Genomic DNA, 22,859 nt, shown 5'->3' on the forward strand with positions numbered 1-22,859 from the left:
CGGCAGGGGTCTCCCCCTGGGGGTGATGCGGAGTTACCGTCGAGGTACACGTCCGATTCGGACCCTTGGGGGCCGTGATGGTCGAGGCACTGGTGGCGGCCGGCATCGCCGTCGGATCCGGCGGGGTCGTCTACGCGCTGGCCGCGGCACGCGTCGTCAAGCAGTACGAGCGCGGGGTGGTGCTCCGGCTCGGCAAGCTGAAGGACTCGGTGCGCGGGCCCGGCCTCACGCTGATCGTCCCCTTCGTCGACCGGCTGCGGAAAGTGAACATGCAGATCGTGACGATGCCGGTGCCCGCCCAGGACGGCATCACCCGGGACAACGTCACGGTCCGGGTGGACGCGGTCATCTACTTCAGGGTGATCGACCCGGCGGACGCGGTCATCCAGGTCGAGGACTACCAGTTCGCGGTCTCGCAGATGGCGCAGACCTCGCTGCGCTCGATCATCGGCAAGAGCGACCTCGACGACCTCCTGTCGAACCGGGAGAAGCTCAACCAGGGCCTGGAGCTGATGATCGACAGCCCGGCCATCGGCTGGGGCGTGCAGATCGACCGCGTCGAGATCAAGGACGTGTCGCTGCCGGAGACGATGAAGCGCTCGATGGCCCGCCAGGCGGAGGCCGACCGCGAGCGCCGGGCCCGGGTCATCAACGCGGACGCCGAGCTCCAGGCCTCGAAGAAGCTGGCCGAGGCGGCGGGCGTGATGTCCGAGCAGCCGGCCGCACTCCAGCTGAGGCTGCTGCAGACGGTGGTGGCGGTGGCCGCCGAGAAGAACTCCACGCTGGTCCTGCCGTTCCCGGTGGAACTCCTGAGGTTCCTGGAACGCGCCCAGCCGTCACCGGCCGCGCCCGCCGAGACGCCGGCCGCGCCCGCAGTGCCGTCCGTGACGCCTCCGGAAGAACCGGCCGCAGCGGAGATTCCCCCGGCGCAGGCACATTCGGAGATCGTGGGAGAGGGCGGCGAAAGCGAATCTCCGAAAAACTTGTGAAAGTTTTCACAAGCGCGCATGGGTCTTAAGTCCCCAGATATCCATGCAGCTCAGAGGCGTGTTTTTGATGACGTCAGGTCACCTGAAAGGACGTTCTACCCCTGAGGACAGGGCTTTGTCGGGCCCGCGAGTGCGGCGAACAGGTGTCGAATTGAGACATCGGAAAAGCATCGCAACGCTCGCAATGCTCGTAGCGCTCGACAAGAAGGAGTTCCTGCCATGGAGGCCAAGAACGCCGAGGACGTCACGACCGCGGGGGCCATGGTCGACGCACTGGTGCGAGGGGCCCAGGAGGCCCTCGGCCGGTTCGAGACGTTCACCCAGGAGCAGGTCGACCACATCGTCAAGAAGGCCTCCCTGGCCGCGCTGGGCGAGCACGGCGAACTGGCCCGGCTCGCCGTCGAGGAGACCGGCCGCGGCCTCTTCGAGGACAAGGCCGTCAAGAACCTGTTCGCCTGCGAGCACGTCGTCAACTCGATGCGGGGCCTGAAGACCGCCGGGGTGATCAGCCGCGACGAGCTGAACGGCATCACCGAGATCGCCGAACCGGTCGGCGTCATCTGCGCGATGACCCCGGTCACCAACCCCACGTCGACGACCCTCTTCAAGGCGCTGATCGCCCTGAAGACCCGTAACCCGATCGTCTTCGCCTTCCACCCCTCCGCGCAGGACTGCTCGGCCGCGGCCGCCCGCGTGGTGCGCGACGCCGCGATCGCGGCCGGGGCGCCCGAGGGCTGTGTGCAGTGGATCGAGACCCCGTCGATGGAGGCCACCGGCCTCCTGATGAACCACGAGGGCGTCTCCACCATCCTGGCCACCGGCGGCAACGCGATGGTCAGGGCCGCCTACTCCTGCGGCAAGCCCGCCCTCGGCGTCGGCGCGGGCAACGTACCGGCGTACGTCACCAGGAGCGGCAAGCTCGCCCGGGCCGTGCACGACATCGTGCTTTCCAAGTCCTTCGACCACGGCATGATCTGCGCCTCCGAACAGGCCGTCATCCTCGACCAGGAGGTGTACGAGCGGGGCCTCGCCGAGTTCGAGCGGCTCGGCGCGTACGTCCTGAGTGCGGCCGAGAAGACCAAGCTGGAGGAGTTCGTCTTCGGCACCACCGCCTTCGCGAGCAACTGCGCGGGCGCCAAGCTGAACGCAGCGGTCGTCGGCAAGTCGCCCCGGTGGATCGCCGAGCAGGCCGGCTTCGAGGTGCCGGAGAGCACCTCGATCCTGATCGCCGAGTGCGCGGAGGTCGGCGAGGGCGAACCCCTCACCCGCGAGAAGCTGTCCCCGGTCCTGGCCGCCCTCAAGGCCGACTCCACCGAGCACGGCCTCCAACTCTCCGCGCAGATGGTCGAGTTCCACGGCCTGGGCCACAGCGCCGCCATCCACACCGAGGACGACGAGCTCGCCGAGGAGTTCGGCAAGCGCGTCAAGGCGATCCGCGTGATCGTGAACGCGCCCTCCACCTTCGGCGGCATCGGCGACGTCTACAACGCCTTCCTGCCCTCCCTCACCCTCGGCTGCGGCTCCTACGGACACAACTCGGTGTCCAACAACGTCTCCGCGGTCAACCTCGTCAACGTCAAGCGGATCGGACGGCGCAACAACAACATGCAGTGGTTCAAGGTCCCGCCGAAGATCTACTTCGAGCGCAACTCCATCCGCTACCTCGGCGAGATGGACGGCCTGAAGCGGGTCACGATCGTCACCGACAAGACGATGGGCAGGCTCGGCTTCGTCCAGAAGGTCACCGACATCCTCCAGGCCCGCCCCGGCTCGGTCGTCCTCCAGGTCATCGACAACGTCGAGCCCAACCCGGAGCTGTCGACGGTACGGGCCGGCGCCGCGATGATGCGCGACTTCGAACCGGACACGATCGTCGCGCTCGGCGGCGGCTCGGCCATGGACGCCGCCAAGATCATGTGGCTGATGTACGAGCACCCGGAGGTCGAGTTCGCGGACACGAAGGAGAAGTTCTTCGACATCCGCAAGCGCGCCTACAAGTTCCCGGCGCTCGGCGAGAAGGCCCAGCTGGTCGCCATCCCCACCACCTCGGGAACGGGCAGCGAGGTCACCCCCTTCGCCGTCATCTCCGACCCGGAGGCCGCCCAGAAGTACCCGCTCGCCGACTACGCGCTCACCCCGAACGTCGCGATCGTCGACCCGGTGCTCCCCATGGGCCTGCCCGCCACCGTGACGGCCGACTCCGGCTTCGACGCCCTGACCCACGCCACCGAGGCGTACGTCTCGGTCTACTCCAACGACTACACCGACGGCCTCTGCCTCCAGGCCATCAAGCTGATCTTCGAGAACCTGGAGCGCTGCGTCGTGGACGGGGCGGCCGACCCCGAGGCGCGCGAGAAGATGCACAACGCCTCGACGGTGGCGGGCATGGCCTTCGCCAACGCCTTCCTCGGTCTGGTGCACGCCATGGCGCACACGCTCGGCAACACCTTCCACGTCGCCCACGGCCGCACCAACGCGCTGCTCCTGCCGCACGTCATCCGGCACAACGGCCAGGTGTCCGGCAAGGCGACCCCGTGGCCGAAGGCCGAGGTCTACCGGGCCCCGGAGCGCTTCCAGGAGATCGCCAAGATGCTGGGCCTGCCGGCCGCGACCCCCGAGGAGGGCGTCGAGTCCTACGCCCGGGCCGTCGAGGAACTGCGCGCCAAGTGCGGGATCCCCTCCTCCTTCCAGGAGGAGGGCGTGGACGAGACCGCCTTCATCGAGGCCCTGCCGGTCCAGGCGATGAACGCCTACGCCGACCAGTGCGCCCCGGCCAACCCGCGGATGCCGATGATCGACGACATGCTGGAGCTGATGACGCGGGCGTACTACGGCAAGTAGGCCCCCGCGTCCCACAGGTCCGCCGCATGCGGGGCCGCCCTTCGCCGGGCGGCCCCGCCGCATGTCTCCGGCCGGCCGGTCAGGTCTCCGGGTGCTCGGGCGGCGACAGGAAGCGGCCCATCGGCAGCACCGGCCGGCCCCAGGTCGAGGCGAGGATCTGGCCGGCGAGGAGGTAGGTCGCCCCGAGCGCCGCGCACAGCCCGGCCCACCCGGCGATCCGGTTCCAGACCACCTCGCCCGTGAACCCGTTGCAGACGAGCCCGACGAAGACGACGAGCACGCAGGTGAAGGTGGAGAGCAGCGCCAGATGGATGCGGAAGCTGCCCAGCCACAGGACGAACACCACGAACACCCAGGGCAGCGTGAACAGCCCCATCGCGTCGCCGCGCAGCGACGGATCGAGCCCCGGCACCACCCACTGGAGCATCAGCGCCTTCGCCATCCAGAACACCCCGAAGCCCCCGAACACCGTGGCGTGCCAGGTGTCGCCGCGCTGGGCCTGGAAGAGCCCGGCGAGCAGCTGGGCCAGGCCGCCGATGAAGAAGCCGACCAGCGGCACCACGGACGACGCGAGCTTCTCGGGGAAGACCCCGGCGTCGATGCCGGTGGCGATGGTGGTCACCACGATGAACCCGGTCAGGCCGAGCGGACCGAGCTGCGCCTGCGCGCTCGGCTCCATCCGCCTTACGGAGAAGGCCTGTTCGGCCGGGCCGGAGCGGCGGGGGATGCTCATGCGCCCACCGGCCGCTCACCGCGGTCGCGGCGCAGACCGGCGAGGACCATGGTGACGGCGGCGCCGGCCACCGCCCAGACCGAGAGCACCAGGAGCGGGCCGGTGACCGCCTCGCCCCTGAAGTACGCGATCGAGCGGGCCGCCCACGTGCCCGCGCCGGGTGGCAGCCCCGGGCCGATCGTCCGCCAGAACGGCGGGAGCAGCGGATACGGGTAGGCGCCGCCCGCGCTCGGATTGCCGAGCACCACGATGACCAGGATCGCCAGGCCGATGCCGACGACACCGGCGAGCCCCTGGAAGGCGAGGGTCGTGGCGCCCACCGCGAACACGACGAGCGCGCCGAGCCCGGCGAGGCCGAGGTAGCTGCCCGGCAGCGCGCCGAGCACCGGCCCGATGATGAGCGAGCCGAGCAGTCCGGCGGCGATCGAGTACACCGCGAGCACCGCGAGCCGGATCAGCGCGCGGTGGGTGTTGGCGGGCCGGGCACCGGCGCTGATCGCCAGGATCGCGGCACACAGATAGCCGCCCACGCACCAGCCGACGACGAGGTAGAACGCGGACAGCGTGCGGGAGTCGCCCGCGGCGGCCGGGGCGACGTCGGTCACCGTGACGGTGCGCTGCTGGGCCTTCTCGGCGGCCGTCGTGATGGCCTCCACGGCCTGCGCGAGCGAGGCCCCGCCGCCGCTCGCCACGAGCAGCCGGTCGGTGGTGCCCCGGGGGTCGACGAGCAGGGCCCCGTCGATGCTGCGGTCGCGCAGCCGGCGGGTGGCGTCCGCCTCGTCCTTGGCCGTCCGCACGTCCAGCGGATCGCCGGGCAGCGAGCCCAGCTGCTGGGTGAGCTGCCCGCTGATCTGCGCGGGGGCGACCACCGCGAAGGGGATGTCCTTCGGTTTCGGGCTGTGGAAGGCGCCGGCGTAGGACGCGATGAAGGCGACCATCAGCCCCAGTACGCCGATCACCAGCAGGGCGGCCCGTACGGAGACGGCGCTCTTCACCTCGTCGACGAATGTCATGCCCCCACGCTCTGCCGCCCTGCGCGTTCACGCAGTTGGGGCGGGCCGAACGGCTGACCCGTGGCGTTCGGCTGTCGGGGCGGGGCAGCTGCTGCCACGCTGGGAACGGACTGCCGGGGCCGTCGCCCCGCGCGGTGGACGCACGTGACAGGAGCACTTCCATGCTGACCTCCACCCAGGTACCGGGCGGCCTGAACTGGCTCGACCTCGGCACCCCCGACATCGACGCGGCCGTCGCCTTCTACAGCGGTCTGTTCGGCTGGGAGTTCCAGTCCGCGGGGCCGGAGGCCGGGGGCTACGGCTTCCTGCGGAAGGGGGGCAGGACGCTGGGTGCCGTCGGCCCGCTGACCGACGAGGGCGCGAGCTCCGCCTGGACGGTGTACTTCCGCACCGTGGACGCCGACGCCACCGCCAAGGCGGTGGAACAGGCGGGCGGCACGGTCCGCTTCCCGCCGATGGAGGTCTTCACGGCCGGCCGGATGGCCGGGTTCACCGACCCGACGGGTGCCGAGTTCGCGGTGTGGGAACCCGGGGACACCGACGGCATCGAGATCGTCAACGAGCCGGGCAGCGTCAGCTGGATCGAGCTGTACACCACCGACGCGGCAGCGGTCGAGGCGTTCTACGGTTCCGTCCTGTCGTGGGAGACCCGTGGCATGCCCATGGGCGAAGGCCTCGTCTACGTCATCGCCGGGCCCGCGGGCGGGGGAGAGCGGACCATGCACGGCGGCATCATGCAGCTGCCCCAGGCGAACCTGGACGCCGGCTCGACCTCCGAATGGCATCCGTACTTCGAGGTCGAGGACTGCGACACCACGGCGGCCCGTGCCCAGGAGCTCGGCGCCGCGGTGATCATCCCGGCCATGGACGCCCCGGGCGTGGGGCGGATCGCGATGCTGCTCGACCCGTTCGGTGCCGCGTTCGCGGTGATCACCAGCGCCAGGGCCTGACCTTCCCGAAGCGCCGGGACCGCAGACACGGGTATTCGAACAGGCGTGTCGCACGCACGTTCGAACTGGTCTATGGTGGGAAGCGAGGGGGTGAGAAACGGATCGGTGATCGGCAGGAGGCGCGGATGCCAGGCTTCACGCACCTGCACACCGTCTCGGGATTCTCCCTCCGCTACGGCGCCTCCCACCCGGAACGGCTGGCCGAACGTGCCGTCGAGCGCGGTATGGACGCCCTGGCCCTGACCGACCGGGACACCCTGGCCGGCACCGTCCGCTTCGCCAAGGCCTGCGCCAAGGCGGGGATCCGGCCGCTGTTCGGGGCCGAACTCGCCGTGCCGGAGCACCTCGGGGGCGCCGGGCACGCCCACGGCCCCGCCCGGCGCACCCCGGTGCGCGGCGGCGCCTTCGTCGACGAGTCCGCCCCCCGCGTCACCTTCCTCGCCCGCGACGGCGCGGCCGGCTGGGCCGAGCTCTGCCGCCTGGTCAGCGCCGCCCACACCGCCGGGGGCCGCCCGCTCCTGGCCCACGCCGACCTGCCCGCCGAAGGGCTCACCGTGCTGCTCGGCCCGGCCTCCGAGATCGGCCGCGCCCTGAGCGCGGGCCGCCCCGACCGGGCCGCGCGCCTGCTCGCGCCCTGGCGGGAGATCTACGGCGACGCGCTCCGCCTCGAAGCCGTCCACCACGGGCTCCGGGGCACCGGCCCCGGCTCACTGCGGCTGGCCGCACGCACCGTCGGCTTCGCCGCCGAACAGGGCGTGCGCGCCGTCCTGACCAACGCCGCTCGCTATGCCGACCCCGGGCAGGGCCCCGTCGCCGACGTGCTGGACGCCGCGCGCCGCCTGGTGCCGGTGCGGGCGCCGTTCGACAGCGGCGAGCGCTGGCTCAAGGACCCGGACGCCATGTTCAAGATCGCCGAGCGGGTCGCCGAGGCGGCCGGGTGGCGGCGCGACGTCGCCCACCGGCTCCTCGCCATGACCGAGGAAACCGCCGCCGAGTGCCTCGTCGACCCCCAGGACGACCTCGGCATGGGCACCGCGAGCTACCCCGAGCCGCATCTCGTCGGCGCCGCCCACCGCGCCCCGCAACGGGTCCTCGCCTCCCGGGCCGCGGCCGGCATGGTGCTGCGCGGCTACGAGGGGCGGCGCGCGTACTGGGAGCGGATGCACCACGAGCTGGACATCATCGCGCACTGGGGATACGCCTCGTACTTCCTCACCGTCGCCCAAGTCGTCGACGACGTAAGGGAGATGGGCATCCGGGTGGCCGCGCGCGGCTCCGGCGCGGGCTCGCTCGTCAACCACCTCCTCGGCATCGCGCACGCCGACCCGGTCGAGAACGGGCTCCTGATGGAGCGCTTCCTGTCCAAGCGGCGGCCGGTGCTGCCCGACATCGACATCGACGTGGAGTCCGCCCGCCGGCTCCACGTCTACCGCGCGATCATCGACCGCTTCGGCACCGAGCGGGTCGCCGCCGTCGCCATGCCCGAGACCTATCGGGTGCGGCATGCCATCCGGGACGTGGGCGCCGCCCTGTCCATGGACCCGGCGGTGACCGACCGGATCGCCAAGTCCTTCCCCCACATCCGGGCCCGCGACGCCCGCACCGCACTGCGGGAACTCCCCGAACTGCGTTCCCTGGCAGGGGAGATGGAGAAGTACGGCAAGCTCTGGGAGCTCGTCGAGGCGCTGGACGCCCTGCCGCGCGGCATCGCCATGCACCCGTGCGGCGTGCTCCTCTCGGACGCCTCCCTGCTGCGCCGCACCCCGGTGATGCCCACCAGCGGCGAGATCCCCCTGGGCCTCAAGGGCCAGGGAGGTGCCCCCATCCCCATGTCCCAGTTCGACAAGGAGGACGTGGAGGACCTGGGGCTGCTCAAGCTGGACGTCCTGGGGGTGCGGATGCAGTCCGCGATGGCCCACGCGGTCGCCGAGATCGGCCGGGCCACCGGCGAGGAACTCGACATCGACGACCCGGCACAGGTCCCGCCGGGCGATGCGAAGACCTATCGACTCATCACCTCCACCGAGACGTTGGGATGTTTCCAGATCGAGTCGCCCGGCCAGCGCGACCTGGTCGGCCGGCTCCAGCCGTCGACCTTCCACGACCTCGTCGTCGACATCTCGCTGTTCCGCCCGGGACCGGTCGCGGCCGACATGGTGCGCCCGTTCATCGAGGCGCGGCACGGCCGCGCCCCGGTCCGCTTCCCGCACCCCGACCTGGCGGACGCGCTGCGCGACACCTACGGGGTGGTCGTCTTCCACGAGCAGATCATCGAGATGGTGAACGTCATGACCGGCTGCGGCCGGGGCGAGGCCGACCGGGTGCGACGCGGGCTCTCCGACCCGGAGTCGCAGGCGCGCATCAAGGTCTGGTTCGCCCAACTGGCCCAGGAGCGCGGCTACTCGCCCGAGGTGATCGCCCGCACCTGGGAGATCGTCGAAGCCTTCGGGTCGTACGGCTTCTGCAAGGCGCACGCCGTCGCATTCGCCGTGCCGACCTACCAGTCGGCCTGGCTCAAGGCGCACCACCCGGCCGCCTTCTACGCCGGGCTGCTCACCCATGACCCCGGGATGTATCCGAAGCGCCTGCTGCTCGCGGACGCGCGCCGCCGCGGGGTGCCGATCCTGCCGGTGGATGTGAACCGGTCCTCGGTCGCACACATAATCGAACTGGTGTCCGGTAAATGGGGAGTGCGGCTCGCACTCGCCGACGTCCACGGCATCAGCGAGGCCGAGAGCGCCCGCATCGAGGCCGGCCGGCCCTACGCCTCGCTGCGCGACTTCTGGCAGCGGGCCAGGCCGGGCCGCCCGGTCGCCGAACGGCTCGCCCGGATCGGCGCGCTCGACGCGTTCGGCGCCAACCGCCGCGACCTGCTGCTCCACCTCTCCGAACTGCACGGCTCCCGCCGCGCCACCGGCGGTCAACTGCCGCTGGACGGCGGCATGTTGACGGCGCGCGCCGGGCTGCCCGACCTCGACGACGCGGAGCGGCTCAGCGCCGAACTCGGCGTCCTCGGCATGGACGCCTCGCGCCACCTGATGGAGGACCACACCACGTTCCTGAACGAACTCGGTGTCGTCTCCGCCAAGCGGCTGCGCGACGCCAAGCACGGCCAGACCGTTCTGGTCGCGGGCGCCAAGGCCGCCACCCAGACCCCGCCGATCCGCTCCGGCAAGCGGGTCGTCTTCAGCACCCTCGACGACGGCACGGGCCTGGTCGACCTGGCCTTCTTCGACGACAGCCACGACGCCTGCGCCTACACGGTCTTCCACTCCTGGCTCCTCCTCGTACGGGGCGTGGTGCAGCGACGCGGCCCACGCAGCCTCAGCGTCGTGGGCGCCCGCGCCTGGAACCTCGCCGAACTCGTCGAACTGCGCCGCGAAGGCGGCCTGGACGCGGTCTCGGCCCGCCTCGCGACCCCGCCCGAACCGACGGCCACGCCCGGGGCCACGCCCGGGGACGCGGCCGGGGGTGCGACCGCGACCGGGCCCGCGCCCGACGGCGTGACCGGGCCCGCCGCCGACAACGGCCGCCGCATCCATCTGTCCACCGGCTACGAACTGAACCCCTGGGCCGACCTGCAACCCGCAGGCGAACGGGCCGCCACCGGGCGGAAGTTGTGGCATTCGAGCCCGGGGAGCGCGGGATGATCCTCTGTGCGCACTTCGGCCTCGCGGACGACGCCGGAACGATGCTTCTCGCACTCGTCGCCCTCGCCGAGAACCTCACCCCGGTCGTCCAGGCACTCCCGCCCGACGGCCTCCTCGCCGACCTGGGCGGCGCCGAGAAGTACTTCGGACAGGACGCCGGGCAGCTCGCCGCCGTCCTGCGGGTCCGCGCGCTCGCCCATCTCGGCCTGGACTGCGCCATCGGGCTCGCACCCAACCCGATGCTGGCCGGGATGGCCGCGCGGGACGCCGGACCCGGCACGACCCGCACGGTGCGGCCCGACGAGGTGGACCGCTTCCTGGCCGCGAAGCCGGTCCGCGCGCTCGACGGCGTCGGCCGCACGACCGCCGGCCGCCTCTGCGCGTACGGACTCGACACGGTGGGCCGCCTCGCCGGGGCGCCGCCGGGCACCGTCCAGCGGATCCTCGGCGCCCGGCAGGGCCGCGACCTCCAGGAGCGCGCCCGGGGCATCGACCGCACGCCTGTCGTGCCGAACGCCTCAGCCCGCTCGCTGGCCGCCGAACGGACCTTCCCCCGCGATGAGTTGGACCCGGTGCGCCATCACCGGGCGCTGCTCTCCCTCGCCGAGGAGCTGGGTGTCCGGCTGCGCGGCTCCGGTCAGGCGTGCCGCTCCCTCACCCTCACCGTGCGCTACGCCGACCGGTCCACCACCACCCGCACCCGCGCCCTGCGCGAGCCTTCGGCCCACTCGCCCGCGCTGGCCGACCTGGCCCGCGCCCTCCATGCGGCGCTCGGTCTGCAACGGGCCAGGGTGCGTGGCATCTCGCTGCGGGCCGAGGGCCTGCTGGCGGCCGAACACACCGCCCACCAGCTGACGTTCGCCCCCGAGGACGAGCGGGCCCGCCGCATCGAGGCGGTGGCCGACCGGGCCCGGGCCAAGTTCGGCCCCCGCGCCATCGTCCCGGGCTCCCTGTCCGACGCGGCCTGAGGTGGGCCTGAACCGGACTTGAGGCGGCCTCAGGCGGGCCTGAGGTAGCCCTGAGCCGGGCCTGAACCGGCCTGAGCCGAGAGGGGGATCCCTCGGCCCGAACCGAGGGGCACCCGTGCCGCTCGTCCGTCCCGAGCGGCGACCGTGCCTCAGGAAGCCAGCCGCTTCTTGACGTCCGCCACCTGGGGCCCGGCGTCGACGGCCGGGATCTTCCAGCGGTTCTCGGCCCCGGTGGCGTCGGTGTAGACGAGCGTGCCGCCTCCCTTGGCCTGCTGCGGCGTCAGGTCGAAGACCTCGGAGCGCAACTGGGAGGTGCCCGGCTCGATCTTGCCGGTGCCGTCGTATCCGCGCACCAGGACCTTGTACGCGCTCCCGTTGCTCTCGGCGACGCGCTGTCCGTCGGCGGCGATCCAACGCCAGCCTCCCTTGGTGCCGTTGGCGCTCGCGGGCTCCTCGTCCGCCGCGTTCGCGGTCAGCGACGCGTCCTTGGTCGTGATGACGGCGAAGGTGCCGAACCGTGAAGTCGTGCCATTTCCCTCCTTGGTGTAGACGACGGTGGTCGGGGTGATCTCCAGGATGCCGACGAGCTTGGTGCCGACGGTCCGGGACGGCACGCCGAGCTCAAGGGCGGTCTGCCCGGCTCCGGGGTCCGCACTCGGCGTCGCCGAGCCACTCCCCGAGGGGCCGGCGGCCGTGGGTGCGGCGGCCGTTGGCGCGGTGGCGGACGGAAGCCCGGCGGCGGCTCCGCCGGTGGACGGCTTGCCTTCGGAGCTGCCTCCTCCCGGGCCGCAGGCGGTCAGGGCGAGGCAGGCGGTGGCGGCGGCGGTGGCAGTGGTCACGAGCAGGGTCTTGCGCATGGTTCCCCCCAAGGCATTGGCACTCGTCGCGAACGTACCGCGATGGAGGGGGCACCCAGCGTGAAGTGACCGGACTGGGACGAACGGGCGCCCTGTCGTTGCGAACTCCCGACAACTGGACCGTAGTTGAGAGGAATCGCCCGCCCGGATTCCTTACGCTCCCGAGGCCAGGCGGGCACCTCCGTCCACCGTCAGTACGACGCCGGTCGTGAAGCTGTTGCCCACCAGGAAGGAGATCGCGTCCGCGATGTCCTCGGGGCGGCCGCAGCGGCCGGCGGGAGTGGACTTGGCGTAGGCCGCGAAGGTCTCCGCCTTGGCGTCCTCGTCCATCCAGTCCCACCAAGGGGTGTCCACCACCCCGGGCGACACCGCGTTGAAGCGGACCGGGGCCAGCTCCACCGCCAGGACCGGGACCATGGCCGCCACCGAGGCGTTGACCGCCGCCAGGCCGGCCGTGCCGGGCATCGCGGCGCCTGCCGACGCGGCGGTCACGAAGGTGATCGACCCGGTGGGGGAGAGGACGTCGAGCGCGGCCCGCGCGGTGAGGCTGTGCGCGATCAACTTGCCCTCGGAGGCCGCGCGCAGGGCGTCCGTGGTCACCGAGCGGAACGGCCCGGCGGCCGTCGAGCCCGTCGCGGCGACCACCACATGGTCGACCCGGCCGAGCCCGGCGAAGAACTCCCGCGTGGCCGTCTCGTCCCGGGCGTCGACGACCGAGCCGCTCGCCGTGCCCGACGCACCCTCGATCGCGGTCAGATCGGCAAGCGCGGCCCGCAGCCGCTCGGGGTCGCGGCCGGTGACCACGACGTCCCGGCCCGCCCCGAGCTGGTGGCGCGCCGTAGCCAGGCCGATGCCGGAGGTGCCGCCGACGATCACAACTCGCTCATTCATGGTGCTGTCCTTCCAGGCCCTCTCGTACGGGCCTCCGTGCTTTTCGAGGCTCGCTGTCTCGTAAAGAGTATTCCGAGGCAGGGTGTCTTGTAAACTGTCCGCATGAAGAAAATCGAGAACGGATCGGGCGGCGAGCCCGTCGACGGCTCCCCGCCGCGCGGCCGCCCCCGCAGCGAGACGGCCAGGCGCTCGGTGCTCGACGCGGCCCTCGAGCTCTGCCGGCGCGACGGCTACCAGGAGTTGACGATCAAAGGCATCGCGGACGAGGCCCAGGTCGGCCGGCAGACGGTCTACCGCTGGTGGCCCACCAAGCAGGACGTGCTGCTCGAAGTCCTGACCGAGCTTCCGCACCGCAGCCCGGCCGAGCTCTTCCCCGACACCGGGGACGTGTACCGGGACATCGAGGAGCTCCTCGGCCACACCTTCCGCCTGACCCGTGGCGCCATCGGGCGGGCCGTCGTCGGCCTGATGGCCGACGCGCAGGCGGACGCCTCGCTCGCGCGCAGGCTCCAGTCGGAGGTGATCGCCCCGCGCCGGGCGGCCCTTCGCGAGATCCTCGAACGGGGCGTGGCGCGCGGCGAGTTGAGGCAGGACGGCCCCGCCTCCCTCGACCTCGCGGTCGACTTCGCCTTCGGCGTGATGTGGTACCGCCTCCTCAGCGGCCACGCCCCGGTCGACGGCCCCCTCGCCGAGGAGATCGCCGCCGCGCTGGGCCCGCTCCTCGGAAGCGAGGCCGCGCCGCGCCGCTGACGTACACAATCGGCTGGTGCTGGTGCTGGTGCTGGTGCTGGTGCTGGTGCTGGTGCTGGTGCTGGTGCTGGTGCCGGGTGCCGGGTGCCGGGTGCCGGGTGCCGGGTGCCGGGGCCCCGGGGCCGGGGAGGGTGGAGGGCGGCGTGCGGAGGGCGCCCCGTGCGTCTCAAGGGCGGGGGCGCGAGGCGGCGCGGGAGGCGCAGGACAGAGGCCGTCCCGCACCACCGGGAGGGTGTTGACGACGCGGCACGACAGTTTTTACTGACGCGTAACTTCTCTCCTCGGCTACCCGTGCGTAATTTGGCGTGAGCACGCCCCGTACATACCCAGTACGGCACTCACTTGTGGTCCGGGCCGCAGGGCGAATCCCCCATCGCAACTCCCTTGAGCCGCAAGGAGATCACCCGATGCTGCCCTGGAAACGTGTGCTCAGACCGCTGTCGGCGCTGTTGCTCGCCGCCGCGGCCTCGCTCGCCCCGGTCACCGCCGCGCACGCCCAGTCCGCTCCGAGCAGTGGCTGGAACGACTACTCCTGCAAGCCGTCCGCCGCCCACCCCCGGCCCGTCGTCCTGGTGCACGGCACCTTCGGCAACGGCACCGACAACTGGCTGGCCCTCGCGCCGTACCTGGTCGGCCGGGGGTACTGCGTCTTCTCCCTCGACTACGGCCAGCTCCCCGGCGTCCCGCTCTTCGACGGCCTCGGCCCCATCGACAAGTCGGCGGCCCAGCTCTCCACCTTCGTCGACAAGGTGCTCGCCGCGACCGGCAAGTCCAAGGTCGATCTGGTGGGCCACTCCCAGGGCGGCATGATGCCGCGCTGGTACCTGAAGTTCCTCGGCGGCGCCTCCAAGGTCAACGCGCTCGTCGGCATCGCCCCCGACAACCACGGCACCACCCTCGACGGCCTCACCCAGCTGCTGCCCTACTTCCCCGGCGCCCAGGACCTGTTGACGCTCGCCACCCCCGGGCTCGCCGACCAGATCGCCGGATCGCCCTTCGTCACCAAGCTGAACCAGGGCGGCGACACCGTCCCCGGAGTTCACTACACGGTCATCGCGACCAAGTACGACGAGGTGGTCACCCCTTACCGCACGCAGTTCCTCGACGGCCCGGACGTCCACAACGTCCTCCTCCAGGACAAGTGCGCGCTCGACCTCTCCGAGCACGTGGCGATCGGTCTGACCGACCGCGTCGCCTACCACGAGGTGACCAACGCGCTGGATCCGGCGCACGCGACCCCCACCACCTGCGCCTCCGCCGTCGGCTGACCCGCCGTCGGGCCGCCCGCCCCCACGCGACCGCCCCCTCCCGGGATCCGGGAGGGGGCGGTGTGCCGTGCGAGAAGGGGGTCAGCGGCCGTGCCGGCCGGTGGCCACCGCCTTGCGGCGGAGCGTCCCGAAGAACGCCGCCGCACCGACGGCGATCGCGCCCGCGCCGCCGATGGCGAGGTACGGGGTGCTGCTGTTGCCCCCGGTCTCGGCGAGGTTCTGCGTACCGGTGGTGCCGGTCGTGCCGGTCGTGCCGGTCCCGCCCGTGGTGGTGACCGGGGTGCTGGCCGCGGCCCCGTCCGGCTGCGGCTGGTTGCCGGCGGCCTCCGGCTCCGCCGCGGGTGCGGTGCCCGGCTGCGTACCGGGGGTGGCGGCGTCGTGGTGGTGCTGGACCGACGACTTGTCCGCGCCGTCGGCGATCTCCTGGTCGGTGGGTGCGGAGGGCGCCGGCGCCGGGGCGCCCGCCGTACCGCTGTCCTTGCCGAACACCACGTCGGAGCAGGTGTAGAAGGCCTCCGGGCTGTCCGAGCGCTGCCAGATCGAGTAGATCAGGTGGCGGCCGGACCGGGCCGGGATCTTCCCGTCGAAGACGTAGTCGCCGCCCTGCATCGGCGGGTCGGTGACCTTGACGAACGGAGTCGCCTCCAGGTCCGACCACTTGAGCGGCTTCGACGGGTCGTAGCCGTCCTTCGTGATGTACAGCTCGAACGAGCCCTTGTGCGGGGCCGTTCCCTTGTAGTGGAAGGTGTGGTTGCCCGCCGACAGCTTGCTGGCCGGCCAGTCCGCGCGCGCCAGGTCGAGACCCTTGTACTTGTCGTTGCCTCCGCTGCACAGCTGGCCGTCCGGGATGATCTCCTTCGACTTGCCCGCGGCGTTGGCCATGTTCACCGCGGCCCAGTCGTAGAAGGCCTGCGCGCCGCTGGCCGCGACGGCGGCCTTGCACGCGGCCGACTTCGGGCTCTCCGGCCCCTCCGCGTAACAGGCCGAGACCCGGCTGACCGGGTCCGTCATGGAACCGTGGGCCGCGGCGGGCCCGGCCGCGAGCCCGGTCAGAGCGAGCGGCACGAAGCCGACAGCGGCGACGACGGCGGCCCTGCGCCGACGGGGACCCCGCTGCTCGAACGCGGTGGAGAGCTGGGGGAAGGTCATCGTGACGTACTCCTTCGATGGTGCACGGGCATGGGGGGGCGTGGGGGTTTCCGACGGCCGGATGTCCCGTCCGGCGATCAGCACGCTAGCCCCAAGAAACCGTGAAATCCCCTGCTGGGAGCGGGTGGTGGCGATCCTTATGGTGCGTTTAAGGACCCACTCAGAAGTGATTAAGAACGAGGCCCGCGCGCGACGTACGGTGACCCCATGAACGATGTGATCCGGCTCGCGAACGCCGACGACGTGCCCCGGGTGAAGGAGGTCACCGACGCCGCCTACCACCACTACATCGAACGCATCGGCGTCGTGCCCGCCCCCATGGAGGCCGACCACGCGGCCGACGTCGCGGCGGGGCGCGTCTTCGTCGCGGGTGACCCGGTCGTCGGGGTCCTGGTGCTCGTCGCGGAGCCGGACCACCTCTTCCTGGACTCGATCTCCGTCCATCCGGACGTACGGGGCACGGGACTTGGGGGCCGGCTGCTGCGCTTCGTGGACGAGCACGCGCGGGCGCTCGGCCTGCCGGAGGTCCGGCTCTACACCAACGCGATGATGTGGGAGAACCAGAAGATCTATCCGCGGTACGGGTACGAGCTCGTGGAGCGGCGCGTCCAGGGGCCCTACGACCGCCTGCACTACCGCAAGTTGCTCGGCTCCCGGCCCGGCGGGGAGGCGGGCCGGGGCTGATCGCCCGGCCGGTTGTCAGTGGCGGCTGGCACGATCGGGGCATGGACATCGACTGGGACGAAGCCGCGGCCACCTTCGACAAGGAGCCCGATCACGGCCTGCTCGATCCCCTGGTGCGGGCCGCGTGGGACGAGCGCCTCGCGGGCTGGCTGCCCGAGCGCGCGGGCGGGTTCCTGGACCTCGGGTGCGGCACCGGAAGCCTGTCGCTCCTCGCCGCGGCCCGGGGTCACCGCGTCACGGCGGTCGATCTGTCGCCCAGGATGACCGAGCGGGCCCGCGCCAAGCTGGCCGGCACCGGTGCCGAGGTGCTGACCGGGGACGCGGCGCGGCCGCCCGTCGAGGGCCGCACCTTCGACGTGATCCTGGCCCGCCATGTGGTGTGGGCCCTGCCCGACCACGAAGCGGCGCTGCGGCACTGGTGGTCCCTGTTGCGTCCGGGCGGCCGGCTGATCCTGGTCGAGGGGGTGTGGGGCGGCACGGGCATACCCGCCGAACGCCTCACCGCCGCCCTCACCCCGCTGGGCGCGGAGGCGCGCTACGAACGGCTGTCGGGGGACGCCCGGTTGTGGGGACGCGAGGTCGACGATGAACGGTACGTGGTGGTCGCCACGGCGGCCGCGGCCTGACGCCGGGCGTCGGGCGGCGGGCGGCGACGGGGGGGGAGGGGCTCGGCCGACCAGCGCTCGGCCGGTCAGCCCTCAGCCGACCAGCGCTCAGTCAGCCAGCCCTCAGCCGACCCGCCCTCAATCGATCAGCGCGGTGAACTGGCCCAGTTTCGCCAGGAGTTCGAGCTCCTCCAGGGCGGCCAGCGCGTGGGCCGCCGCCTCGGGGTCGCGTTCGGTGAGCCCGCTCTCGGTGAACTCGTCCTCGTCCAGGCGCAGTACGGTCGCGCCGTCGGCCGACACCCAGAGGTCGAGGTCCAGGTCCTCGGAGATCAGCTCGCCGTCCCGGGCCACCACGGGCCGCGCGATGTCGCAGTACCAGCCCTTCAGCGCCGAGTCGGCATCGCGGACCTCCTTCACCGCGTACCAGCGGTCGCGCCAGTAGTGCTCGGTGAACACATCGCCCGGCTCGAACCGGACGAACCCGAAGTCGCGCACGCCCTCGGCCGCCCAGGGGGCGCGGACGGTCAGCCGGGTCCCGTCGTCGGACACCACCGACGCCGGGTAACGCAGCTTCGTACGCCCGGCCTTGACCAGGACGATCTCGATACGGGTGCCGGCCCCGGCCGAACGCGCGGACATCGCGGACATGACGTACCTCCATGGCACACAGCTCGTAACCGCAGCCCGGGTCGACGGCGGAGCCCGGGGTGACCGCCGCACGGTACGCGGGACGCCGGGGCCGGCGCCTTCGAATTTCCGGCTGCTTCGAATTCCGGGACCCGCGCCCCACGTGTTCTCGGCAGGCTCCGGCGCGGGGGAGAATCGGCCCGTGACCCTGAAGATCGTGATCGACCCGGGCGCGGCCACCGCGCCGTACGAGCAACTGCGCGCCCAGATCGCCGACCGGGCCCGCTCCGGGAAGCTGCCGGTGGGCTTCAAACTGCCCACGGTCCGTGGCCTCGCCGAGGACCTCGGGCTCGCCGCGAACACGGTGGCCAAGGCCTACCGCGCCCTGGAGGCGGACGGGGTCATCGAGACCCGGGGCCGCAACGGCACGTTCGTCGCGGCGGCGGGGGACGCCTCGGAGCGGCTGGCCGCGGCCGCCGCGGCCACCTACGCGGGGGAGGCCCGCAGGCTCGGCCTCGGCCGGGAGGCCGCCCGCGCCGCGGTCGAGGACGCGCTGCGGGCCGCGTACGGGAAGTAGGGGCCGCGGCGCCGGGTCCGCGGCGAGCCAGGACCACGAGCCCGCACCCCCGGGCGGCCGCGCGCGGCCCGGGCTGGAGGTGCAGCCCTGCGCGGGCCGGGCTACAGGTACAGCCCTGCGGGGCCCGGGCTACAGGTACAGCCCCTCGTCCGCCCCGGGGCGCTGGTCCGGGACCGAGGTCGGGGACGTGCCGCGGCGCAGGGCGAACAGCTCGGCCAGGGTGGTGCCTTCGCGTCCGATGCCCTCCTCCGTGCCCAGCCAGCCGACCGCCTCCGCCCGGGTCAGCGGGCCGACCTCGATGCGGGCGAGGCAGCGGCCGGGGCGTACGACCGCGGGGTGCAGGCGTTCCAGGTCCTCGTTGGTGGTGACACCCACCAGCACGTTGCGGCCCTGGCCGAGCAGGCCGTCGGTCAGGTTGAGCAGCCGGGAGAGCGCCTGGCCCGCCGTGTGTTTGGCCTCGCCGCGGATCAGCTCGTCGCAGTCCTCCAGGAGGAGCAGCCGCCAGCGGCCCTTCGCGCCGCCGTCGTCCTCGCCGATCGCGATGTCCATCAGATAGCCGACGTCGTTGAAGAGCCGTTCCGGGTCGAGCACGCAGTCGACCTGGCACCAGTCGCGCCAGGACCGGGCCAGCGTGCGCAGCGCCGACGTCTTGCCGGTGCCCGGCGGACCGTGGAGCAGAAGCAGCCGGCCCGCGATGTCGTCCGGGGTCACCTTCATCAGGCGGTCCATCGCATCGGCCACCGGGGCCGTGTAGTTGGGCCGCACCTCGTCCCAGGTGCCGGCCGCGATCTGTCGTGTCGTGCGGTGCGGGCCGCGCCGGGGAGAGACGTACCAGAAGCCCATCGTGACGTTCTCGGGCTGCGGCTCCGGCTCGTCCTCGGCCCCGTCGGTGGCCTGTTTCAGTACCTGCTCGGCCAGCTCCTCGCTGGTCGCCGTCACGGTCACGTCCGCACCCCGGTTCCAGCGCGACACGAGCAGCGTCCAGCCCGGGCCCTCGGCGAGCGTCGCGCTGCGGTCGTCGTCGCGGGCGGCGCGCAGCACCTTCGCGGCGGGCGGCAGCAGGGTGAGGCCCTTCTTGACCCGGTCGATGGAGGAGCTGTGCGAGAACGGCTGCTCGCCCGTGGCGAAGCGGCCGAGGAAGAGGGCGTCGACGACGTCGGACGGCGAATCGCTGTCGTCCATGGTCAGCCGAATCGGCAGCGTGGCCTCTGGGTTCGCGGACATGCCGCCCATGATCCGGCAACACGTCCACACGCGCACGTGTTTTGTCCCGTTGATGGACGGCCCGGCCAGCGGCCCCGCCGACGGCCCGGCCAATGACCTTGTCGACGGCCCGGTCGCCTCGCCCGGTCGACGGGCCCGTGGCCCGCCCGGCGGCCGACACGGCGGCCGACACGACGGCCGGGGACGTTCTGTACCCGTTCCGGAAAAACCGGCCGGAACGTCAACTACCGCCCGTACGCTGCCTCGTGATGGAACGTCACCGCGGAATGGCCGTCCGGAGCGCGGGGCCGCCCGGCAGGGCGCCCCGGCACAGGACCGCCGCGACCCTGGCCGCGGTCCTGCTCACCACGCTCGCCCTGCTCCTGGCGGCGAGCGGCTGCACGAGCCGGAACGAGGGCGGGGCGGGACCCGGGCGGACCGGGGCGAGCAACACCGCCGCCGCGCTCGGCTGGGGCTTCACCCACACCCAGTACAGCGCCGACACCGGCGACGACGCGGCGGTCGCGCGTGCCCGTGAGCTGCTCTCGGCGCAGGGCCTGCCACAGGACCAGGCGATGATGGGCTGGGGCGCGGGCAACCCCGAACCGTCGCCGGGCAGTTACGACTTCTCGGACCTCGACCGGCGCGTCAACTACATCCGCTCCACCGGCGCCACCCCCGTCATCACCCTGTGCTGCGCGCCCGACTGGATGAAGGGCGGCCGGGCCGGGGCGAGCGGTACGGACTGGAGCGTGCGGTCCCTGGAGTCGGCGCCGCTGCCCGAGCACTACGCGGACTTCGCCGCCCTGGCCGCGAAGATCGCCCGCCGCTATCCGGACGTGCGGCACTTCATCGTCTGGAACGAGTTCAAGGGCTTCTTCGACGACGGCGCCCAGCGCTGGAACTACGAGGGCTACACCCGGCTCTACAACCAGGTCTACGACGCGTTGAAGAAGGCCGACCGGCGCAATCTCGTCGGCGGCCCCTATCTGGTCATGGACAGCTACGGCCCCCAGGACCAGTCCTTCGCGTCCTCGCTCAAGGGCCCTTGGGGCTCGGTCGACCAGCGGGTGCTCGACGCCTTCACCTACTGGAACAAGCACAAGGAGGGTGCCGACTTCGTGGTCGTCGACGGCGCCAGCTTCACCCGCACCAACCAGCTCATCCCCGACGCGTTCGCCGCCACCGACAAGTTCACCGCCGTCAGCGAGTGGGTGCGCGACCGGAGCGGTCTGCCGCTGTGGTGGGCCGAGTACTACGTCGAGCCCGACAGGTCCGGCTGGAGCGAGCGGCAGCGCGTCGCCACCCAGGCCGCGGGCCTGATGGCCCTGGCGCGCGGCGGCACCGGCACCGCCCTGTACTGGAGCCCGCAGCAGCGCGGCGGCCCGTGCCCCGGGTGTCTCTGGACGCCGACCCAACAGAGCGACGGAGGGCGGGAGTTGCCGATGTACGCGCTCATCGCCAGGTTCGCGAAGGCCTTTCCGCCGGGCACCCGCCTCACCACCGTCGACATCGCCGCCGACGACGTGCCGAACGTCCGGGTGCTCGCGAGCGCCAAGGACCTGCTGGTGGTCAACACCCTCGGCCGGGCCATCGACGCGAAGGTCGACGGCAGGTCGTTCCCGATGGCCGCCTACGAGGTGCGCTGGCTGACCCGCTGACCCGCTGACCCGCTGACCCGCTGACCCGCTGACCCGCTGACCGGCTCAGGCGCTGAGGCGCCACGCCCCGCCCGCGAGGCACGCCGGCCGGCCCGCTGCGGCGCCACGCCCCGCCTATGAGACGCGCCGGCCGCCCCGCCGAGGCTCCGCCGAGGCCGGGCGCAGCACCCCGAACAGCTTCACCGCGGCGACCGCCGCGATCACCGCAAGGCTGGCGACCTCGGCGATGCCCACCCCGGTCAGGCCGAGGGGCGGCAGCAGCGCCAGGGTGGATCCGAGCACCAGAGCGCACAACAGCCCCTGGAGCAGGGCGAGTCCGGCCGTACGGCTCTGCGCCCGCAGCACCGCGAAGTACAGCTCGATCACCACCCGCAGCAGCGCCCCGGCCACCAGCCAGCGCAGCAGCGCCGTGGCATGGCCGGCGTACCCCTCGCCGAACACGCTCAGGATGTACGGCGCGCAGGCGAAGAGGAAGGCGCAGATCGGCAGCACGATCTTGACCATGCGCAGCAGCGCGGCCCGCGCGTTGCGGCCGAGGCGCGCCGGGTCGTGCGCGCCCTCGACGGTCAGCGAGGCGCCCATGTTGATGGCGAGCAGTTCGACGGTGCCGCCGATGGTCGCGGCGATGTAGAAGTACGCGTTGTCGGCCGAGCTGATCTGCGAGGCCACGACCACCGGCACCAGGTAGACCACGGCGAGCGCGAACAGCGAACCCGTGCAGTCACCGGCCAGGAAGCGGCCCACCTCCCGGAAGCCCGGCGGCCTCGCGGTGTGCACGGTGAGCGCCACATGGCGGGGGACCAGCCGCCGGAACACCAGCCAGCCCAGCGGCAGTACGGACACCGAGATCGCCGCCACCCACGACACGAAGACGCCGCTGGCCGGCAGCGAGGCCGCGATCAGCACCAGGAGCAGCAGCTTGACGGCGGAGAACGCGGTGTTGCCGACCGGCACCCAGAACGCGCTGCGCAGCCCGGTCAGCACCCCGTCCTGGAGGGTGAGGACCGACCAGGCGATGACCGCCGCGATGAAGCCGAGGCCCTTGAGCGGTCCGTGCAGGAAGCGGTACGAGGGCCCCCAGAAGTCCAGCGTCTCCATGAAGACGAGCGCGGCCACGCCCACGACGCAGGCGCTCAGCGCGTAGGTGCGCAGCACCAGGCGGCCGGTGGCGGCGCCCGACACCGGGATGAAGCGTGCCATCGCCCCGGTCAGGGTCAGCGCGGTGATCCCGGCGAGGAACTTCATGGCGGCGATCGCCGCCGAGCCCTGGCCCACCGCGTCGTCGGTGTAGTACCGGGCGGCGAGCAGCCAGAAGCCGAGCCCGAGGACCGCGCTGATGCCGGTGTTGAGCATCAGGGCGTAGGCGTTGCGGAACAGCGGGGTGCCCCGGCGTTCGTCCGGGAGTGGGGTGCTTGCGTCCTGGGCGGTGCTCACCTCGGTCAC

General features: G+C 72.3%; 18 protein-coding genes and 1 pseudogene. 11 read left to right on the forward strand and 8 right to left on the reverse strand.

The features are described 5' to 3' along the window. The first annotated feature begins 77 nt into the window (after positions 1-77). Together ACFYZA_RS24355 and adhE are read left to right on the forward strand one after the other, a co-directional pair. Complete coding sequence (locus ACFYZA_RS24355; protein ID WP_388492961.1) at positions 78-989, forward strand: slipin family protein; 912 nt, start codon at positions 78-80, stop codon at positions 987-989. 219 nt (positions 990-1,208) lie between these two features. Further along, positions 1,209-3,830, forward strand: coding sequence for a bifunctional acetaldehyde-CoA/alcohol dehydrogenase (gene adhE / locus ACFYZA_RS24360; RefSeq protein ID WP_388492763.1), 2,622 nt, complete (start codon positions 1,209-1,211; stop codon positions 3,828-3,830). A gap of 79 nt (positions 3,831-3,909) precedes the next feature. On the opposite strand, the gene ACFYZA_RS24365 is transcribed toward adhE, so the two are convergent. Both ACFYZA_RS24365 and ACFYZA_RS24370 read right to left on the reverse strand, forming a co-directional pair. Further along, positions 3,910-4,563, reverse strand: coding sequence for an acetate uptake transporter (locus tag ACFYZA_RS24365; protein WP_382592584.1), 654 nt, complete (start codon positions 4,561-4,563; stop codon positions 3,910-3,912). Further along, positions 4,560-5,576 carry a DUF3533 domain-containing protein gene (locus ACFYZA_RS24370; RefSeq protein ID WP_382592587.1) on the reverse strand — a complete coding sequence of 339 codons (1,017 nt, stop codon included), beginning with the start codon at positions 5,574-5,576 and terminating at the stop codon, positions 4,560-4,562. The genes ACFYZA_RS24365 and ACFYZA_RS24370 overlap by 4 nt, the downstream gene beginning before the upstream one ends. Positions 5,577-5,737: 161 nt before the next feature. On the opposite strand from ACFYZA_RS24370, the gene ACFYZA_RS24375 reads away from it, so the two are divergent. The 3 genes from ACFYZA_RS24375 to ACFYZA_RS24385 all read left to right on the forward strand — a co-directional run bounded on the left by ACFYZA_RS24375 (position 5,738) and on the right by ACFYZA_RS24385 (position 11,144). After that, a complete protein-coding gene (locus tag ACFYZA_RS24375) occupies positions 5,738-6,526 on the forward strand; it encodes a VOC family protein (RefSeq protein WP_388492765.1) in 789 nt (262 codons plus the stop codon). A 125-nt stretch (positions 6,527-6,651) separates the two neighbouring features. Next, positions 6,652-10,176 (forward strand): DNA polymerase III subunit alpha, encoded by a 3,525-nt coding sequence (locus tag ACFYZA_RS24380; RefSeq protein WP_388492766.1) that lies wholly within the window; start codon positions 6,652-6,654, stop codon positions 10,174-10,176. Then, on the forward strand, positions 10,173-11,144 hold the full coding sequence (locus ACFYZA_RS24385; protein ID WP_388492767.1) for a hypothetical protein: 972 nt from the start codon (positions 10,173-10,175) through the stop codon (positions 11,142-11,144). Before ACFYZA_RS24380 ends, ACFYZA_RS24385 begins: the two co-directional genes overlap by 4 nt. Positions 11,145-11,293: 149 nt before the next feature. Here the strand turns inward: ACFYZA_RS24385 and ACFYZA_RS24390 are convergent, their stop codons facing one another. After that, the gene (locus ACFYZA_RS24390) at positions 11,294-12,001 is read right to left on the reverse strand and encodes a hypothetical protein (protein WP_388492769.1); all 708 of its coding nucleotides are present in this window, start codon (positions 11,999-12,001) and stop codon (positions 11,294-11,296) included. Positions 12,002-12,154: 153 nt separating this feature from the next. Continuing rightward, positions 12,155-12,892, reverse strand: a complete 738-nt coding sequence (locus tag ACFYZA_RS24395) for an SDR family oxidoreductase (protein ID WP_382592602.1) — start codon at positions 12,890-12,892, stop codon at positions 12,155-12,157. Between the two features lie 102 nt (positions 12,893-12,994). Between ACFYZA_RS24395 and ACFYZA_RS24400 the strand changes: the two genes are divergently transcribed. After that, positions 12,995-13,642 carry a TetR/AcrR family transcriptional regulator gene (locus ACFYZA_RS24400; protein WP_388492770.1) on the forward strand — a complete coding sequence of 216 codons (648 nt, stop codon included), beginning with the start codon at positions 12,995-12,997 and terminating at the stop codon, positions 13,640-13,642. 407 nt (positions 13,643-14,049) lie between these two features. Further along, positions 14,050-14,910 carry an esterase/lipase family protein gene (locus ACFYZA_RS24405; protein WP_382592608.1) on the forward strand — a complete coding sequence of 287 codons (861 nt, stop codon included), beginning with the start codon at positions 14,050-14,052 and terminating at the stop codon, positions 14,908-14,910. Between the two features lie 81 nt (positions 14,911-14,991). On the opposite strand, the gene ACFYZA_RS24410 is transcribed toward ACFYZA_RS24405, so the two are convergent. Next, complete coding sequence (locus tag ACFYZA_RS24410; RefSeq protein ID WP_388492771.1) at positions 14,992-16,059, reverse strand: lytic polysaccharide monooxygenase; 1,068 nt, start codon at positions 16,057-16,059, stop codon at positions 14,992-14,994. 207 nt (positions 16,060-16,266) lie between these two features. Here ACFYZA_RS24410 and ACFYZA_RS24415 point away from each other — a divergent pair, with 207 nt between their 5' ends. After that, positions 16,267-16,743 carry a GNAT family N-acetyltransferase gene (locus ACFYZA_RS24415; RefSeq protein ID WP_388492772.1) on the forward strand — a complete coding sequence of 159 codons (477 nt, stop codon included), beginning with the start codon at positions 16,267-16,269 and terminating at the stop codon, positions 16,741-16,743. 41 nt (positions 16,744-16,784) lie between these two features. After that, positions 16,785-17,357, forward strand: a pseudogene (locus tag ACFYZA_RS24420) (class I SAM-dependent methyltransferase); the annotation flags it as partial. 129 nt (positions 17,358-17,486) lie between these two features. Here the strand turns inward: ACFYZA_RS24420 and ACFYZA_RS24425 are convergent. After that, positions 17,487-17,987: a DUF402 domain-containing protein gene (locus ACFYZA_RS24425; protein WP_388492963.1), complete on the reverse strand. Its 501-nt coding sequence runs from the start codon at positions 17,985-17,987 to the stop codon at positions 17,487-17,489. Between the two features lie 190 nt (positions 17,988-18,177). Here ACFYZA_RS24425 and ACFYZA_RS24430 point away from each other — a divergent pair, with 190 nt between their 5' ends. Further along, positions 18,178-18,552, forward strand: a complete 375-nt coding sequence (locus ACFYZA_RS24430; protein ID WP_382592629.1) for a GntR family transcriptional regulator — start codon at positions 18,178-18,180, stop codon at positions 18,550-18,552. A 129-nt stretch (positions 18,553-18,681) separates the two neighbouring features. Here ACFYZA_RS24430 and ACFYZA_RS24435 read toward each other — a convergent pair whose 3' ends face one another. Beyond that, positions 18,682-19,785, reverse strand: coding sequence for a DUF5925 domain-containing protein (locus ACFYZA_RS24435; protein WP_388492965.1), 1,104 nt, complete (start codon positions 19,783-19,785; stop codon positions 18,682-18,684). Positions 19,786-20,042: 257 nt separating this feature from the next. Between ACFYZA_RS24435 and ACFYZA_RS24440 the strand changes: the two genes are divergently transcribed. Then, complete coding sequence (locus ACFYZA_RS24440) at positions 20,043-21,416, forward strand: xylan 1,4-beta-xylosidase (protein WP_388492967.1); 1,374 nt, start codon at positions 20,043-20,045, stop codon at positions 21,414-21,416. Between the two features lie 114 nt (positions 21,417-21,530). Here the strand turns inward: ACFYZA_RS24440 and ACFYZA_RS24445 are convergent, their stop codons facing one another. Then, entirely contained in the window at positions 21,531-22,859 is a 1,329-nt protein-coding gene (locus ACFYZA_RS24445) for a lipopolysaccharide biosynthesis protein (RefSeq protein WP_388492773.1), read from the reverse strand.

It is taken from the genome of Streptomyces sp. NPDC001828, from assembly GCF_042892175.1.
GTDB lineage: Bacteria > Actinomycetota > Actinomycetes > Streptomycetales > Streptomycetaceae > Streptomyces.

Bases quoted from the DNA above. Each gene is read 5' to 3' on its own strand.
- ACFYZA_RS24355 (WP_388492961.1), top strand. From the start codon at position 78: ATGGTCGAGGCACTGGTGGCGGCCGGCATCGCCGTCGGATCCGGCGGG.
- adhE (WP_388492763.1), top strand. From the start codon at position 1,209: ATGGAGGCCAAGAACGCCGAGGACGTCACGACCGCGGGGGCCATGGTC.
- ACFYZA_RS24365 (WP_382592584.1), bottom strand. From the start codon at position 4,563: ATGAGCATCCCCCGCCGCTCCGGCCCGGCCGAACAGGCCTTCTCCGTA.
- ACFYZA_RS24370 (WP_382592587.1), bottom strand. From the start codon at position 5,576: ATGACATTCGTCGACGAGGTGAAGAGCGCCGTCTCCGTACGGGCCGCC.
- ACFYZA_RS24375 (WP_388492765.1), top strand. From the start codon at position 5,738: ATGCTGACCTCCACCCAGGTACCGGGCGGCCTGAACTGGCTCGACCTC.
- ACFYZA_RS24380 (WP_388492766.1), top strand. From the start codon at position 6,652: ATGCCAGGCTTCACGCACCTGCACACCGTCTCGGGATTCTCCCTCCGC.
- ACFYZA_RS24385 (WP_388492767.1), top strand. From the start codon at position 10,173: ATGATCCTCTGTGCGCACTTCGGCCTCGCGGACGACGCCGGAACGATG.
- ACFYZA_RS24390 (WP_388492769.1), bottom strand. From the start codon at position 12,001: ATGCGCAAGACCCTGCTCGTGACCACTGCCACCGCCGCCGCCACCGCC.
- ACFYZA_RS24395 (WP_382592602.1), bottom strand. From the start codon at position 12,892: ATGAATGAGCGAGTTGTGATCGTCGGCGGCACCTCCGGCATCGGCCTG.
- ACFYZA_RS24400 (WP_388492770.1), top strand. From the start codon at position 12,995: ATGAAGAAAATCGAGAACGGATCGGGCGGCGAGCCCGTCGACGGCTCC.
- ACFYZA_RS24405 (WP_382592608.1), top strand. From the start codon at position 14,050: ATGCTGCCCTGGAAACGTGTGCTCAGACCGCTGTCGGCGCTGTTGCTC.
- ACFYZA_RS24410 (WP_388492771.1), bottom strand. From the start codon at position 16,059: ATGACCTTCCCCCAGCTCTCCACCGCGTTCGAGCAGCGGGGTCCCCGT.
- ACFYZA_RS24415 (WP_388492772.1), top strand. From the start codon at position 16,267: ATGAACGATGTGATCCGGCTCGCGAACGCCGACGACGTGCCCCGGGTG.
- ACFYZA_RS24425 (WP_388492963.1), bottom strand. From the start codon at position 17,987: ATGTCCGCGCGTTCGGCCGGGGCCGGCACCCGTATCGAGATCGTCCTG.
- ACFYZA_RS24435 (WP_388492965.1), bottom strand. From the start codon at position 19,785: ATGGGCGGCATGTCCGCGAACCCAGAGGCCACGCTGCCGATTCGGCTG.
- ACFYZA_RS24440 (WP_388492967.1), top strand. From the start codon at position 20,043: ATGGCCGTCCGGAGCGCGGGGCCGCCCGGCAGGGCGCCCCGGCACAGG.